General features: G+C 37.4%; 15 protein-coding genes and 1 tRNA gene. 6 read left to right on the top strand and 10 right to left on the bottom strand.

Features of this window, described 5'->3' with window-relative positions; translation table 11 throughout:
• Window positions 1-7 precede the first annotated feature (7 nt).
• The gene (locus HZR84_06200; protein QNL21542.1) at window positions 8-1,339 is read right to left on the bottom strand and encodes a dihydroorotase; all 1,332 of its coding nucleotides are present in this window, start codon (window positions 1,337-1,339) and stop codon (window positions 8-10) included.
• Between the two features lie 172 nt (window positions 1,340-1,511).
• Window positions 1,512-2,498, bottom strand: a complete 987-nt coding sequence (locus HZR84_06195; GenBank protein ID QNL21541.1) for a MoxR family ATPase — start codon at window positions 2,496-2,498, stop codon at window positions 1,512-1,514.
• A 115-nt stretch (window positions 2,499-2,613) separates the two neighbouring features.
• Between HZR84_06195 and HZR84_06190 the strand changes: the two genes are divergently transcribed.
• Window positions 2,614-3,876 carry a sterol desaturase family protein gene (locus tag HZR84_06190; protein QNL21540.1) on the top strand — a complete coding sequence of 421 codons (1,263 nt, stop codon included), beginning with the start codon at window positions 2,614-2,616 and terminating at the stop codon, window positions 3,874-3,876.
• Here the strand turns inward: HZR84_06190 and HZR84_06185 are convergent.
• The 3 genes from HZR84_06185 to HZR84_06175 all read right to left on the bottom strand — a co-directional run bounded on the left by HZR84_06185 (window position 3,806) and on the right by HZR84_06175 (window position 6,007).
• Window positions 3,806-4,321 carry a dihydrofolate reductase gene (locus HZR84_06185; protein ID QNL21539.1) on the bottom strand — a complete coding sequence of 172 codons (516 nt, stop codon included), beginning with the start codon at window positions 4,319-4,321 and terminating at the stop codon, window positions 3,806-3,808. The two genes, HZR84_06190 and HZR84_06185, sit on opposite strands and share 71 nt — an antisense overlap.
• 2 nt (window positions 4,322-4,323) lie before the next feature.
• Window positions 4,324-4,815, bottom strand: coding sequence for a hypothetical protein (locus HZR84_06180; protein ID QNL21538.1), 492 nt, complete (start codon window positions 4,813-4,815; stop codon window positions 4,324-4,326).
• Between the two features lie 64 nt (window positions 4,816-4,879).
• Window positions 4,880-6,007 (bottom strand): aspartate--ammonia ligase, encoded by a 1,128-nt coding sequence (locus HZR84_06175; protein ID QNL21537.1) that lies wholly within the window; start codon window positions 6,005-6,007, stop codon window positions 4,880-4,882.
• Between the two features lie 196 nt (window positions 6,008-6,203).
• Between HZR84_06175 and HZR84_06170 the strand changes: the two genes are divergently transcribed.
• Genes HZR84_06170 through HZR84_06160 form a run of 3 tightly spaced genes read left to right on the top strand, consistent with a single transcriptional unit; the run spans window position 6,204 to window position 9,402 of the window.
• The gene (locus HZR84_06170; GenBank protein ID QNL21536.1) at window positions 6,204-7,115 is read left to right on the top strand and encodes a T9SS type A sorting domain-containing protein; all 912 of its coding nucleotides are present in this window, start codon (window positions 6,204-6,206) and stop codon (window positions 7,113-7,115) included.
• Complete coding sequence (locus tag HZR84_06165; protein QNL21535.1) at window positions 7,112-8,017, top strand: T9SS type A sorting domain-containing protein; 906 nt, start codon at window positions 7,112-7,114, stop codon at window positions 8,015-8,017. Before HZR84_06170 ends, HZR84_06165 begins: the two co-directional genes overlap by 4 nt.
• Window positions 8,014-9,402, top strand: a complete 1,389-nt coding sequence (locus HZR84_06160) for a PQQ-dependent sugar dehydrogenase (protein ID QNL21534.1) — start codon at window positions 8,014-8,016, stop codon at window positions 9,400-9,402. Before HZR84_06165 ends, HZR84_06160 begins: the two co-directional genes overlap by 4 nt.
• 160 nt (window positions 9,403-9,562) lie before the next feature.
• On the opposite strand, the gene HZR84_06155 is transcribed toward HZR84_06160, so the two are convergent.
• The 3 genes from HZR84_06155 to HZR84_06145 form a co-directional block, all read right to left on the bottom strand.
• Window positions 9,563-9,898, bottom strand: coding sequence for a DUF3291 domain-containing protein (locus HZR84_06155; protein QNL21533.1), 336 nt, complete (start codon window positions 9,896-9,898; stop codon window positions 9,563-9,565).
• A 242-nt stretch (window positions 9,899-10,140) separates the two neighbouring features.
• The gene (locus HZR84_06150; protein QNL21532.1) at window positions 10,141-10,356 is read right to left on the bottom strand and encodes a hypothetical protein; all 216 of its coding nucleotides are present in this window, start codon (window positions 10,354-10,356) and stop codon (window positions 10,141-10,143) included.
• An 871-nt stretch (window positions 10,357-11,227) separates the two neighbouring features.
• Window positions 11,228-11,311 (bottom strand) — tRNA-Leu (locus tag HZR84_06145).
• 226 nt (window positions 11,312-11,537) lie between these two features.
• Here HZR84_06145 and HZR84_06140 point away from each other — a divergent pair.
• On the top strand, window positions 11,538-12,449 hold the full coding sequence (locus tag HZR84_06140; protein QNL21531.1) for a DUF4190 domain-containing protein: 912 nt from the start codon (window positions 11,538-11,540) through the stop codon (window positions 12,447-12,449).
• On the opposite strand, the gene HZR84_06135 is transcribed toward HZR84_06140, so the two are convergent.
• Window positions 12,446-12,742 (bottom strand): antibiotic biosynthesis monooxygenase, encoded by a 297-nt coding sequence (locus tag HZR84_06135; GenBank protein ID QNL21530.1) that lies wholly within the window; start codon window positions 12,740-12,742, stop codon window positions 12,446-12,448. The two genes, HZR84_06140 and HZR84_06135, sit on opposite strands and share 4 nt — an antisense overlap.
• A 210-nt stretch (window positions 12,743-12,952) precedes the next feature.
• On the opposite strand from HZR84_06135, the gene HZR84_06130 reads away from it, so the two are divergent.
• Complete coding sequence (locus HZR84_06130; protein ID QNL21529.1) at window positions 12,953-13,306, top strand: four helix bundle protein; 354 nt, start codon at window positions 12,953-12,955, stop codon at window positions 13,304-13,306.
• Between the two features lie 126 nt (window positions 13,307-13,432).
• On the opposite strand, the gene HZR84_06125 is transcribed toward HZR84_06130, so the two are convergent.
• Entirely contained in the window at window positions 13,433-14,215 is a 783-nt protein-coding gene (locus HZR84_06125) for an SAM-dependent chlorinase/fluorinase (GenBank protein ID QNL21528.1), read from the bottom strand.
• Window positions 14,216-14,287 lie beyond the last annotated feature (72 nt).

The raw sequence follows: 14,287 nt of genomic DNA, 5'->3' as shown, positions 1-14,287 counted from the left end.
CCATTTACTATCTGGTAAAATCTAAGCGCATTCCTTTCTTCTCTTCATGGAACTGGCCCTGATCGTAGACATGATTTCCGGATATGAAGGTATGAATTACAGATGATGGGAATGTGTGGCCTTCAAAAGGAGACCAGCCACATTTATAAAATACATTCTGGCTGTAAACGGTATGTGGTTTTTTTAAATTCACCAATACGATATCCGCCCAATAGCCTTCGCGCAAATAACCGCGATCTTTAATTTGAAACAAAGTGGCAACATCATGAGCTGTTTTTTTAGCTATGTGCTCAAGTGTAATTTTACCTTGTTTGTACAAGTCGAGTAATGCTAAAAGGGAATGTTGAACGAGCGGCCCTCCAGAAGGGGCATTGAGGTATTTGTTTTGCTTTTCTTCCAGTGTATGAGGTGCGTGATCAGTTGCAATCACATCAATGGTATCATTATTTACTGCCTCAAGTATTGCCAGTCGATCGCTTTCTCGTTTTACGGCGGGATTCCATTTTATCAAGGATCCTTTAGTGGCATAATCGAAATCATTAAACCACATGTGATGAATGCAGGCTTCAGCTGTGATTTTCTTGTCTTTTAATTTAACACTGTTCGAAAATAATTTCAATTCTTCTTCGGTAGAAATATGCAGTACATGTAATCTTGCACCGGTTTTTTTCGCAAGATCTACGGCCAATGAAGATGATTTCAAACAGGCTTCACGACTTCTGATATTTGGATGCTCTTCGAATGGGATATCTTCTCCGTATTTTAATTTGGCTTTATCGGTATTCTGCCGGATGGTCGCTTCATCCTCACAATGCGTGGCAATTAAGGTTGGGGCATTGCTAAAAACCATGTTTAAGGTATTGTAATCATCAACCAGCATATTACCCGTACTCGAGCCCATGAATATCTTTATTCCGCATACCTTATTAGGGTCGGTTCGCAAAACCTCATCGATGTTTTCATTGGTGGTACCCATGTAAAATGAATAATTAGCCAGGGAAACTTTTGAAGCCCGCTCGTATTTCTGTTCGAGTAAATGTTGTGTGGTGGCTTGTGGTTTTGTATTGGGCATTTCCATATAGGAAGTAACACCTCCTGCTACGGCTGCTCTTGCTTCGGTTTCAATTTCGGCTTTATGCGTCAGGCCGGGTTCTCGAAAATGAACCTGATCATCTATAAGACCCGGAAAAGCGGTCAATCCTTCGGCATTGATCACCTTATCAGCCAGCTCCTCAATGGTTGTATCTACTTTCGAAATCCGGCCATCTTCAATTAAAATATCGCCGATATAACGTTTGCCTTCATTAACAATTTGAGCTGATTTGATGATAGTGCGCATAGATTGATTTTAGTAACTTAAATATACAGCCCAGATTTTAAAAAAAACAATGCGATTAATCAGTTTTGATGCCAAAGGACTTTGTTTTAAGACCAAAGCCCTAAATTCTAATTATAGATTGATTTTTGTACCGGAATACTAATTACAAAATTGCAATTTGGTCAATTCAAGATCAGAGAATTTTAATTTTCTCCAAAATTCTATCTATTATCTGATAGGATGAAATGCCATCTGCCTCCGCTTCAAAATTCAACAGGATTCTGTGATTTAATATATCGCTGGCTACTTCTTTGATGTCTTCCGGCAGCACATAATTTCTTTCGTTGAAATAGGCGATGGCTTTTGCCGCAAGATTCATGTTGATACTGGCACGCGGTGAGGCGCCAAAGGAAATATATTCAGCCTCGTCGTTTAAACCATACTCTTTTGGTTTCCTCGTAGCAAAAACAAGCTCAATGATGTATTTCTCAAGTGATTCTGAGATTTTAACTTTATTGACTTCCTCTCTGATTGCGAAAATGTCTTCTTTTTTAAGTATGGTTTTTACATCGCCATCGAATTGCATATTGGCCATTCTTCGCATTACAGCCAGTTCATCCTCTTTTGAAGGGTAGTCTACAAATACCTTCATCATAAATCGGTCGACCTGGGCTTCGGGCAATGGATAGGTTCCTTCCTGCTCCACAGGGTTTTGAGTGGCCATCACAAAGAAGGGTTTATCCAGCTTAAATGTTTCTTCTCCTATGGTGACCTGCTTTTCCTGCATGGCTTCGAGCAGGGCGGATTGCACCTTGGCAGGAGAACGGTTGATCTCGTCTGCCAGAATCATATTCGCAAAAATCGGTCCTTTCTTAACTTCGAAATCTGATTTTTGCTGATTATAAATCATAGTACCAATTAAATCTGCCGGCAAAAGATCAGGTGTAAATTGAATTCTTTGAAAATCCAGATGCATGACTTGCGCGAGGGTATTGATGGTTAAGGTTTTGGCGAGTCCGGGTACACCTTCGAGCAAAATATGACCATTTGTAAAAAGCCCGATCATTAAGCGATTAAGCATATAATCCTGTCCGATGACAACCTTTGACACCTCAGTCATTACATCTTTAATCTTCGACTGATGTTCCTGAATTAAGTCTGTTTTTTCCTGAGCTTCCATAATAATTTTTCTTTGGGGGCACGAAATAAGAAAATGACAGAGAAATTGTCAATTTATCTTATGCGAACTAAAGACATTTTTCCCTTCTTCTTTTATTATTTTTGTATTTGATCTTATGAACGTTAACCTCATTGTACTTAGTATCCCGATTTTTTTCCTTTTGATAGGATTGGAATTGCTCTACGACAGGATCAAAAATAAAAAGCGCTATCGCTTAAATGATACCTTCGCCAATATGAGTTGTGGTATAACAGAACAGGTATCCGGTGTTTTTGCCAAAGTCTTTACCATCGCAGCCTACGATCTTGTATATCAGAACTTTCACATCTTTAATATTCCTGAAACCTGGTATTGGTGGGTGATAGCTTTTATGGGCGTGGACTTTTTTTATTACTGGGCGCACAGAACAAGTCATGAAGTCAATCTATTCTGGGCCGGACATGTAGTTCACCATCAAAGTGAAGAATACAACTTATCTGTGGCGTTAAGACAAAGCGCCATGCAAAAGGTATTTACTTTTTACTTTTATTTACCCCTGGCATTGATTGGATTTAAGACAGAATGGTTTTTACTGATTTCTGCAATCAATCTTTTATATCAGTTCTGGATCCACACAGAAGCCATTGGAAATCTCGGCCCTTTGGAATGGCTGATGAATACACCTTCGCATCACAGAGTCCATCACGGAAGAAATCCAAAATACATCGACAAAAATCACGCGGGGACGTTTATTATCTGGGATAAAATGTTCGGTACTTTTCAAAAGGAGGAAGAGCGGCCGACATATGGCATAACAACTCCCCTCAACAGTTTTAATCCGGTCTATGCGCAGGTGGCACACTATGGTAATATTTGGAATGATCTAAAGCAGGTAAAAGGCTTAGGGAACAAGTTAAAGCTTTTGTTTTTCAAACCCGGTTGGTTACCAGCCGAATTGGGAGGGTATCGCGCCCCTCAGGAAGTGCAAAAGGATACGTATCAGAAATTCAATATCACCCTTCCACTGAGACTAAATCTTTATTTATTTTTCCAATATCTGATTGCGCTTGGAGGAACCGCCTTTTATTTATTTCAGCAACAGACTTTTGATTTTCAGACGCGTCTCTGGGGGGCAGTCATGATCTTTTTTGCAATGGCTGTTTTGGGTTTATTGTTTAATGGAAGAAAAATTGCCTATTACCTGGAATTGAGTCGATTAATAATTACAATTCCATTTTTTGTTTACCTGATGGGTGGTATAGCATGGAGCAATCCGATTTTAATTAGCGGAATTGCATGGCTTCTAGTCTCTTTGTTTTGGCTAATGCCTACTTATCCGCTTTTGACAGATAATACTGAATTACCCCATTTGGGTAAGAGCGATGCTTCTCTAAACTAAAATGATTTGAATTTAATTCTACATTAAAGATTGGAATGCCTTTTCCAAGAAAAACCGGAATGGTAGTTAGTATTATTTTGTCGATTAGGCCTCTTCTTAAGAATTCATCATTGAGCCTTCCACCACCGATAAGCCAGCAGTTTTTTTTAGGGATGATATTTAATACTTCATCCACTGATTTTATTGCATTCCCATGTTTGGGATCAACTTTCAATGAGGAAGTGAAAATATAATTCTCGAGATCTCCATAATGCCATACTCCAAATCCCAGTACCTGCTCATAGGTATTTCCACCCATAAAAGTTACTTCGATATCTTTAATAAAATCACCGTAGCCATAATCCTCATCTTTTTCATGGAGATCCGGATTTTCAAGCCAGTCGATTCCGCCTTTTTCATCTGCGATAAAGCCGTCTAATGAGGAAGCAATGTAGAGTGTGACCATTGCTATTCGAAATAATTCGAATACTCGGCCAAATGATCCTGCAATTCTCCGAGTTTTTCATCCAGCAATGCTTCATCCGTTGACTCCAGCTCTTCAAAAATATGTTTCATGGGCAGGAGATAATTATGAAGCTGCTCATGGGCCTCGCCGGTCATGGTGCATTTCTGAAAAATATTTTGAAACTCCATTTCCAAATCTTCTTTTAAAAGTGCAAAGTCTTTGTCCGACTCTTCGGCTAAAAAATCATTAACGCTTTGCTTCATCGCTTTAATGCCTTCTGTAGTTTCGGGGTTGGCTTCCCACTTTTCTCCCTCGTTTAAGCGAACTTCATAATTTTCATGTGAATGCCCTTCTTCATGCGAATGGCCGTCGCCTTTTTCATGTGAATGGCCTTCAGCCTCTTCATGCCCCGAATGAGAATCATGGGATTGTTCAGAACAGGATGAAAAAAATGCGACAATAGCGATTGCGAGAAAAAATGTTAAATATTTCATGCTTATAAATTCAGGTATTAAATATGATGATTTCTTTTTTAATTCACAGGCCAATTTTTGCATCTTACTCAAGCACATGAATATTCTTCTCGGCACAGATTTTTTTCAATTGATCCGGCCAGATGGACACGGTCACTTCACCAAGATGTGCGCATCGCAATAAATACATATAGGTTCTGGCCTGTCCAATACCACCGCCGATACTCAATGGTATTTCATCGTTTAAAATGGCCTGATGATAAGGGAGATTTAAAAAATCAAGCTGACCTGAAATTTCAAGCTGCTTTTTCATGCTTTCTTTGGTGACCCTTACTCCCATAGAAGTCAATTCATGCCGTCTTTGGGTCACAGGATTCCATACCAGAATATCACCGTTTAATCCGTGCATCATCTCTCCATTTTTCTCAATGGTCGGGCTGACCCAGTCATCGTAATCGGCAGCTCGCATTTCATGCGGATAACCGTCTTTAAGAACCCAGCCGATACCAATAATAAATACCGCGGGATATTCTTGCACCAGTTTAGTTTCTCTTTGTTTCCTTGGAAGGTCAGGATACATTTCGAGGATTTCCTCTGCGTGGAAGAATTTGATTTCTTCGGGAAATTCGGGGAATTTAGGATTACTTAGTTCAGGAAATTTTTCCCTGGCCATCATACCCGCGCCGCGGAGTACTTTCCATATTTTTCTAACTGTGTCTTTCAGGTATTCAAGATTTCTTTCCTTTTCAGTGATGCGTTTTTCCCAGTCCCATTGGTCCACGTAAGATGAGTGATCATGATCAAGGAAATAGTCTTTGCGGATGGCTCTCATATCTGTATTAATTCCGGAGCCTACGGGACAATCAAATTGTTTCAAAGCCATTCTTTTCCATTTGGTGGCAGCTTGTACCACCTGTGCTTCCAATCGTTTTGGCAGACCCAGACCCGCCGGAAATTCCACGGGTGTCCTTGAGCCATCGCGATCAAGATAATCATTAACCCCGCTGTCTTTAGTTACAATTAGCGGCACCTGCACCATTTGGAGATTGAGCGCTTCCGCCATGCCTTTTTCGATATAATCTTTGATCATATATAATGCCTCCATACGTTTCAGAGGCGGCAGAGCAACTGAATAATTATTGGGTAGGATTTTGGATACTTCTTCATAAGTACTTATTCCTGGCCCGGCGAGGTCTTGTGCTTTATTAGTCATGACATTGATACTTTGATGCGGAAAATAAGTTTAGGTCAAATATTTTAAGCGGCAAATGCACTGTGTGAGAGTTTATATTGATTTATATCAGTTAGTACTGAAATGAATCAATTAGATAATGGTATTAATCAAATTTCAATAAAAATGTCATGGATAATTTTTATATATTTATTATAGAAATACCATGGTTTATTGCATGAAAAAACTGTTAATACTATTTTTCCTTTCACTTTACACTTTCAACTTTTCACTTAGTCAGGAGTGGTTTCCGGTTGGTGCGAAGTGGACTTATGAATGGTACTGGAGCACTGGTCCATATTATGGGAATTATCCAAAGTATTTTGAAGTAGAGAAGGATACTATGATCTTAGGTAAAAGCTGTAAAAAAATTAATTTGATTGGCTCACAAAGCTTCAGTTCCTATCGCTATGAGGAAAATGGCAAGGTTTATTACTATCAATATACTAATCAATCAAATTGGCATTTAATGTACGATTTCTCAAAACAAATAGGAGACACCATTTTTTTTCCTCAATTTCAGTATGCCGAATGCCCGAGTATGAATTTGGTTGACTATTATATTATAATTTACAATACATCTGAAATCATATTAGGTTCTGATACATTGAAAACATATCAGGCACAACCTATGAATTCTTGTGTTGTTGGTATTGGAGAATTTGGAACCTTTGCAATTGAAAGAATAAGTGGCGGAGAGGTTACCTGGTATGGATATGATGATTTTAGTAGCGGACCATCGGGGTTGAGGTGTTACGAAGATTCTGTTTTAGGTTTTTATAAAAGCCCTGGGTTTAATCTGGATTGTGATACAACAGTCTCAAATGTGGGATTAGATAATGTGCTAGATCCAGGATTATTAAGTATTTATCCAAATCCTGCACAAAATACTATTACCATTCGATCTGAAATTGAGAATTCTGATGAGCTGATCTTTCGCATGTTCGATATTCATAGGGCCTTGTTGAAAGAATTCCGAATGAGTAATCCGAGTTCAAACTTTGACGTTTCCGATCTCAAGCCCGGCATGTACATCTACGAAATAGAAAGTGAAAGACAATTCTACCGCAACAAACTACTTATCGAATGAAGAAAATTCTACTATTCAACTTCTCTCTTTTAATTTTTCACTTTTCACTTAGTCAAGATTTTGGTCAGCTGGGCTCCGAATGGTATTTTGACGGTAATCATGGAGGGCCTTGTCCTCAGGTTTGTTCTTATGTTCATGTTCAAAGTGTAAGCGATAGCATTATTAATGGAAAAACATGTCATAAGTTAATAGCAAATCATACCTGGCATAACAATATATCGAACACTTATACTTATCCTTCAATGTTTGTTTATGAGGAGAATGATACGGTATTCATGTGGAGTCCTGTAAATCAGAAATTTCTTGTGACTTACATTTTTAATGTCAATACCGGTGATTCACTTGTTTTGGACTATCCATCTTTTTTAGAAAATAGTCAGGCTACTGATACCACTTATAACATGGTTATCGACTCTGTTTCCCATCAAAACCTAGATGGGCAATTGCTGAACAAATACTATTTTCATTCTGACCTATTGTTTGGCACCTATTATATGGATCGCATTGGCAGCTTTTTTTGGTTTTATCCAAGATTTGGAATGATTCTGGAAGCAGGGGCAGGAATGCGGTGCTATTCTGATTCTCAGATTGATACAAGTTTGGTCTCATATCCTTGTGATTCACTTTGGAATCTTTTCAGTGTGATTGAATATTTAGAATTAGCTAATGAAATTCGACTTTTCCCCAACCCTGCATCAGCCCAGATTAATATCTCAATACCTAACTTTTCATTTCAAACTTTCAACGTTCAACTTTTCGACCTTCAGGGAAATCTTCAGATTCGAACCCAAATAACGAAAGAATCCCAAACACTCGATGTCTCAAATCTCGAACCTGGCATGTACATCTACGAAATAGAAAGTGAAGGACAATTTCACCGTAACAAACTAATCATCGAATGAAAAAGCTATTACTCATTACCTTTTCACTATTAACTTTCAACTTTTCACTTTTTTCTCAGCCAATCATCGATCTGGAAACTTTTGCTACCGGTTTTACCCGTCCGGTGGATATTCAAAGTCCTGGTGGAAATGACTCGCGCTTGTTTATCGTAGAGCAGGCCGGTAAAATCTGGATTCTTGATTCTCTTGGGAATAAAAACAGCACTCCTTTTCTGGATATTTCTAATCAGGTAAACAGTACCGGAAATGAACAAGGACTTTTGGGAATAGCTTTTCCTCCTGATTTTGCATCTAATCCAAATTTCATCGTCCACTATACAGCTTTGGATGGAAGCACGCAGATCTCTTTGTTTCCAGTGAGCAATGATCCCGACAGTGCAGATCCGAACGCTGAATTTCCAATACTAAATGAGCCTCAACCCTATTCAAATCACAACGGAGGCAGCATAGCATTTGGTCCGGACGGTTATTTATATGTCGCATTAGGAGATGGTGGTTCCGCAGGTGATCCCGGCAACAGGTCTCAGGACCTTACGACAGTATTGGGTAAAATTCTGCGAATAAACTTAAACACCGCCATGCCCTATGGCATTCCACCGGATAATCCTTTTGTAGGCATGAGCACCTTTGTAAGGGAGGAAATATGGGCTTATGGATTGAGAAATCCCTGGAAGATGAGTTTCGACCGACAAACCGGCGATTTGTGGATAGGTGATGTAGGGCAGGACGCCAAAGAAGAAATTGATTTTCAGCCTTTTACAAGTACGGGGGGTGAAAATTACGGTTGGCGATGCTATGAAGGCACCAGCTCTTATAATTTAAATAATTGCCCACCGGATTCTACAATGACCGATCCGGTTTATGAATACGCTCATAATTCGGGCGGGTGTTCCGTTACCGGAGGAGTAGTCTATCGCGGGAGTAGATATCCCGGATTATATGGTAGATATTTTTTCGCTGATATATGCCCCGGTTGGATTAGCTCACTGGATGGGAATTTCAATGTGACGAATCACGGTACCTTTTCGAGTTCAAACTATTTTGTGGCCTTTGGTGAAGACAATAAGGGAGAAGTATTTGTGGCCGGTTTGTACGATGGAAAAATTTCCAGGATTATTGAAAGCACAAATTCTTTGCAAAATTCTGAGAGAAATGATCTGAAATTTTATCCAAATCCATCGAATGGAAACTTGAATATCGAATTAGTGCAAGTACCAACTAACACCCTAAAATTATTCAATCTTAGTGGAGTTCTTGAATTTGAAAGTTCATTAAATTCAAAAATAAATAGTGTTGATATTTCTCACCTCAGAAGAGGTATCTACATCTATGAGCTTGAATTGAACAATGATATGATACAAGGCAAACTAATCATTGAAAATTAAAGACCTATTTCCGGATATAATCCGGAATCCCCTGAAATTTAAGAGCGAGTTAATGATTCATTCATCTTTATGGGTTCAAGAACTTTGATCAAATAATACGCTTGACATGCTGTTTAGAACTAATGAATCAATTAATAGTTCCAGACTACAGAATTCATAATTAATAAGTCAATTTTTTCCCCTTCTCATCAACCTCTTTTTTAGCTTTTTTCCAGGGCAAAAATGCATCTGCTTCAAAGTGAATAGTTTTGATTTCGGCGGCAATGTTCTTTGCATTCTTCATTGCTTTAGCATGATCTCCGTTTCGATAAAAGTCGCGCATATCCTTTTCATTCTTCCAGAGCGACATGGTGTAGTGATTGCGTAGTGTGGAATTAGACTTAAAATTTACAACTGCACTTTTATCCAGCTGCTTTATGATTTTCGCCGTAGTTGCCATAAATGGAAAAATCTTCCAGGGAGATTTGAGTTTTAGATGAGTGATGGAGAGGATCATGGAAAGATTTTATAAATGTTTTTTCTGTGAGCCACTCGGGCGAAGATGATAGAATCATTATCTATAAAGATTCCGATACGTTAATTTCCTGATCGCAGCCGAAAAGCATCATTAAATCCTTTTAACTTTTTTATGTCGGTAATTTTGTTAGAACATTGAGCATCGGACTTTTTCTTTGATATCTAAAATACTCTGTTTGTCTTTTAATGAATTGATCCTGTCAAGATCTTTGCTGAAGCTTTTCAGAAAGACAAGTTTAATTTGCCATTTAGCTTTTTCAGAATTTCTGAATCGGAGACAGTTTCCCAGCACTTAACTTCTTTCATTATTATGCCCAATCCAATATCCTCCATTTCTTCTTCACTAAGTTCATTTGACTTTACGCCAAGCTTTTTAAGAAGTTTTGAAATGAAATCAAATTTACTTTTATCTTTTAGATTTATGACAATTGAGCTCATATTTCAAATATACGAATTGATGAAACAAAAATTTTTTCAAGAATTGTCGAAAAAATGTAGATACATTGAAAACTGATTGTATTAAGGAAGGGCTGCTCGCAAGAAGGCGAGTTTCATTATTATTACAAGAATAGATCGAACATCTCCAATTTTTAAAAAGATTTAATAGAAACAAGGTTGACTACAAAAGCAAAAATCAGAACAGCAATTTTGCTATTTTTTGCTTTATTTTTATTTGCTTTTGATCTTCTTTTAATAAGAATTTTACTGCAGGATTTTGAAATGGCAGTTGTAGTGATGATTAGCTTTACAATACTTCCGCTTTACATTTTATCGTATTTTGCCATTTGGTCAACTCCACAATGGAATTTAATTCCTGATAAAAGGATAATTGAAGTCATTTAGCTCGGCTTTTGGAAAATATCCTTATCAACAAATGAACTAAAGGGTTTCAATAGACATAATCCAAAAGATCGCGCGCGAGACCATCAAGGTATAATATTTGAAGATTCAACTAAAAGACAATTTATTATTTTGAATGATTCGATATCAAATATTACCGATATCTGGAAGTTCATTTTAAACAACTACTCTGAAAAGCTTGATAGAGATATAAAGCAGAGAATATGGAGTTCAAAACTCATGTTAGGTATTGTGATATCGCTTATTCAGTTTCTTTCAATTATGGTTTTTAGTTTAAACTGAAATAAACCGATTGAATCAATGATCAATTCAAAACAAACACCCCTCTATTTGATTTGAACAATCATTTACTTAGAGAAATAATCAATGTTTCACTACCCTTGAGGGTCAACCTGTGGGTCAATTCACAAAAAAACCTCAAATAGAATAATCTAAAAGAGGTTTCTAGTACCCAGGGCCGGAGTCGAACCGGCACGTCATTGCTGACATTGGTGTTTGAGACCAACGCGTCTACCAATTCCGCCACCTGGGCAATTCTTCGCCAAGGCTTCGAATTGCAAGCAATAGTCATTACTATAACTTTACAATTCCGTTCAACCACCGAAGTGCATAGCACGAAGGAGGTCCACCTGGGCATTAGAAATTTGGGATTGCAAATGTATTAAAGAATTGATTTCAATCTAATTTTTATTTGAAGATTATTCTTTTCTTTCAGCGACAGTATGGAATTCAAGCTTAGATTTGTATTAGACTACAGCATGAAGAGATTTATAATTATTAGCCTGGGGTTTATTCTTTTGACCTTATACAGTTCCTGTCAAAAAAATATCTCTTTATTTAATCATGTGCCATGGGACTATTACACCCGTCATCATAGTTCTGAGATTAAGACTCCAGAAAAAGAACCAATACTTTGTCTAAAAAACAGTGAGGGGATCAAACGAGACAAAACCCGCGATTTGATTTCTATTTATGAGAATAGCGCGGATAAAACTGCAGATCTGGACTTTAGTGTTTCAAAGAAAAATTTCGAACCATTGCCAAATTCTTTTCTATGGGATAATTCTGATTACTTGTCATATTCAAACAATACAATCAACATTAATGAAGCTGAAGATTTCAAAAAGAAAAAAAGACGTTCAAGGCTTTTTGGACTCATCGCGGGGGCATTGGGAATATCGAGTGTGGTATCGGTTTTTCTGGGATCTGCCTCATTGTTTTTAATTCTGGTAGGGGGATCAATTGCTTTTGGCATTGCAAGCAATAGGGTGCACCCCGAAAAATCTGCAAAAAAAGCAAAAGAGAATTTGAAAGAGGATTACCCGGAAAACGAAACTATTATTGCAGAAGAGTTGCTTAGCAATAAAGAAAGACAAAATCTGGAAATTGAAAAATTGGGGTTTTTCAGCTTTTTGAGTGGCTTTTTTTCAATTTTTTTAACCCTTCTGGCTTTTGGGCCATACAACTCAGCTATACTAATTGCATTTATTCCATTTTTGGCTTTAATGTCATTCATTTTTGGTGTTTATAGCTTGTCGAAGCATAAAAAAAACACTCAGAAATTCAGAGGAAAGGGATATGCATATGCGGGGATTGGCATAGGATCAGTTTATCTTTTGTTTGCACTCTTTGTCTTCATTTTGATTCTGGGCTTTTATTCAATCTATTAATCGAGCTTCACTACAACCTCATTCGAATAGGCAATGGCTTTTTCTAAAAATAGAAGTTTTGTTTTTGACCAAACATCCCGAAACAATTCTGAATTGCGATAATTTTGAAGGTCTTCATCTCCATCCCAGTGGCTATATGTGCTGAATACGTTTTTAAAATGATGATCCTGCCACAATTCCAAATGCCTGCATCCTGGGAAAGCCCTTATTTTTTCTTTTTTTGAATCAAAGAATTTTAGGAAATTATCAACCTCTTCAGGTTTAAAAGACATGCGTACAATTCGGATTAACATGGATTGGAAACTTATTTAGAATAAATTCTAATATTAGGACTCAAAGATAAATTGATAATGCAAAAGATCTTAATAGTGTGGAGTGAGGAGAGTGAAATTGTTAAATAAATTCAATTATTGTTTTGCATAATAAAAAGCCGTCATTACGAAATACCGTTCTAAAGTAAACAGGTTTCAAACTATATTAATGCAAAATTCAACCACTTTTATATGTTTGATTTTGAAAAACTTGATGTTTACAAAAAGGCTAAAAAATTTTATTGTGCAAATTTAAATCTTATTCGAGGTAACAACCTTGATCGTATCATCGAAAACCAATTAAGTCGCGCCGCTTTGAGTGTGGTTTTAAACCTTGTCGAGGGATCAGGTAGATTTAGTAAAGCTGATAGAGCTCACTTTTATGTAATGTCAAGAAGTTCTTTGTTTGAATGTACCGCGGTCATTGACATCCTAAGAGATGAGAAAATGATTTCTATTGAATCTCACTCAAACTTGTATAACAAGTCCGAAGAGTTATCAAAAATTTTGTTTACAATGATCAGGAATCTTAAAATTAAAAAGTAGCAAAGCTTATTATCTTGGCTATCACACTGAACATTCGACATTCTTTCTCTCCTCACACTTCGTTCTCACACTCAATTAATATGATTTTTGATTAATATTAAGGCTTAAGAATTTTAGCAGGTTTTATTAACTCTTTTCAAAAGTAATCCTCACCGGACTATCATAACGCAATCCAAATAATTGAGCTGCATTTCCCTCGCGTACGGCGATTTCCAATAAATCACGCTCATTGAATAGGGCTACAATATCTCCTTCTCCTACGTCTCCGTAGTGATTATTAATCTGATGCAAGTGCTCTTTACTGAAATTCAGGTCAAAGCCGGGTCCAACAAGTTTTTTCAAATCCTCAAATACCTTCCTTTTAATATTGGTGATCAGATTTCCAAATCGATCGATGTAAATGACATGGCCAAAAATTCCGGATTTTGTAGCTTTTGGTTTTAGCATCAATGATTTTTCATAATCCACCATGGCCTTACCCAAACTGCTCAAATCAGCTCCTTTGGCCAATTGACTTGCTGCCTTTGACAAAATATTTTTTTCGGGAAATGAGACGTCTGACTTATTGCTGAAAGGCAATTCCACAACCATATCGGGTGCCATTTCTGAAATTAGCGATAACAATCCATTGTTTGGAAGGAGAAAAAAATGCCCATCTAATTTAGCGGCAATAAACTTCATGGTTTTTTGCTTATGGGAATTTAGAGCAACAATATGAACCGTTCCAGCCGGAAAGTTGTCATATACAGAGCCGAGGACATAGGAACCGTGGATCAGATCAAAGGCGGGAATGCTATGAGTGATGTCCACTATAACAGCGCTTGGAAAATCGCTTAAGATCCTGGCTTTGAGGGCTGCAACGTAATGGTCTTTTAATCCAAAATCGGATGTAAATGTGATCATAGCCATATAGCCAAAGAGGAATTTTGATTATTTTTGTAATCGGCTAAAATTACGCAAAATTAAATCATTGATTAAAGC

Origin of the sequence: Hyphobacterium sp. CCMP332 (assembly GCA_014323545.1) — a bacterium.
Taxonomy (GTDB): domain Bacteria; phylum Bacteroidota; class Bacteroidia; order Cytophagales; family CCMP332; genus CCMP332.
Note: the sequence above shows the minus strand (reverse complement) of the source record. Positions and strands in the feature narration are given on the sequence as shown.

Bases quoted from the DNA above. Each gene is read 5' to 3' on its own strand.
- HZR84_06200 (QNL21542.1), bottom strand. From the start codon at position 1,339: ATGCGCACTATCATCAAATCAGCTCAAATTGTTAATGAAGGCAAACGT.
- HZR84_06195 (QNL21541.1), bottom strand. From the start codon at position 2,498: ATGGAAGCTCAGGAAAAAACAGACTTAATTCAGGAACATCAGTCGAAG.
- HZR84_06190 (QNL21540.1), top strand. From the start codon at position 2,614: ATGAACGTTAACCTCATTGTACTTAGTATCCCGATTTTTTTCCTTTTG.
- HZR84_06185 (QNL21539.1), bottom strand. From the start codon at position 4,321: ATGGTCACACTCTACATTGCTTCCTCATTAGACGGCTTTATCGCAGAT.
- HZR84_06180 (QNL21538.1), bottom strand. From the start codon at position 4,815: ATGAAATATTTAACATTTTTTCTCGCAATCGCTATTGTCGCATTTTTT.
- HZR84_06175 (QNL21537.1), bottom strand. From the start codon at position 6,007: ATGACTAATAAAGCACAAGACCTCGCCGGGCCAGGAATAAGTACTTAT.
- HZR84_06170 (QNL21536.1), top strand. From the start codon at position 6,204: ATGAAAAAACTGTTAATACTATTTTTCCTTTCACTTTACACTTTCAAC.
- HZR84_06165 (QNL21535.1), top strand. From the start codon at position 7,112: ATGAAGAAAATTCTACTATTCAACTTCTCTCTTTTAATTTTTCACTTT.
- HZR84_06160 (QNL21534.1), top strand. From the start codon at position 8,014: ATGAAAAAGCTATTACTCATTACCTTTTCACTATTAACTTTCAACTTT.
- HZR84_06155 (QNL21533.1), bottom strand. From the start codon at position 9,898: ATGATCCTCTCCATCACTCATCTAAAACTCAAATCTCCCTGGAAGATT.
- HZR84_06150 (QNL21532.1), bottom strand. From the start codon at position 10,356: ATGAGCTCAATTGTCATAAATCTAAAAGATAAAAGTAAATTTGATTTC.
- HZR84_06140 (QNL21531.1), top strand. From the start codon at position 11,538: ATGAAGAGATTTATAATTATTAGCCTGGGGTTTATTCTTTTGACCTTA.
- HZR84_06135 (QNL21530.1), bottom strand. From the start codon at position 12,742: ATGTTAATCCGAATTGTACGCATGTCTTTTAAACCTGAAGAGGTTGAT.
- HZR84_06130 (QNL21529.1), top strand. From the start codon at position 12,953: ATGTTTGATTTTGAAAAACTTGATGTTTACAAAAAGGCTAAAAAATTT.
- HZR84_06125 (QNL21528.1), bottom strand. From the start codon at position 14,215: ATGGCTATGATCACATTTACATCCGATTTTGGATTAAAAGACCATTAC.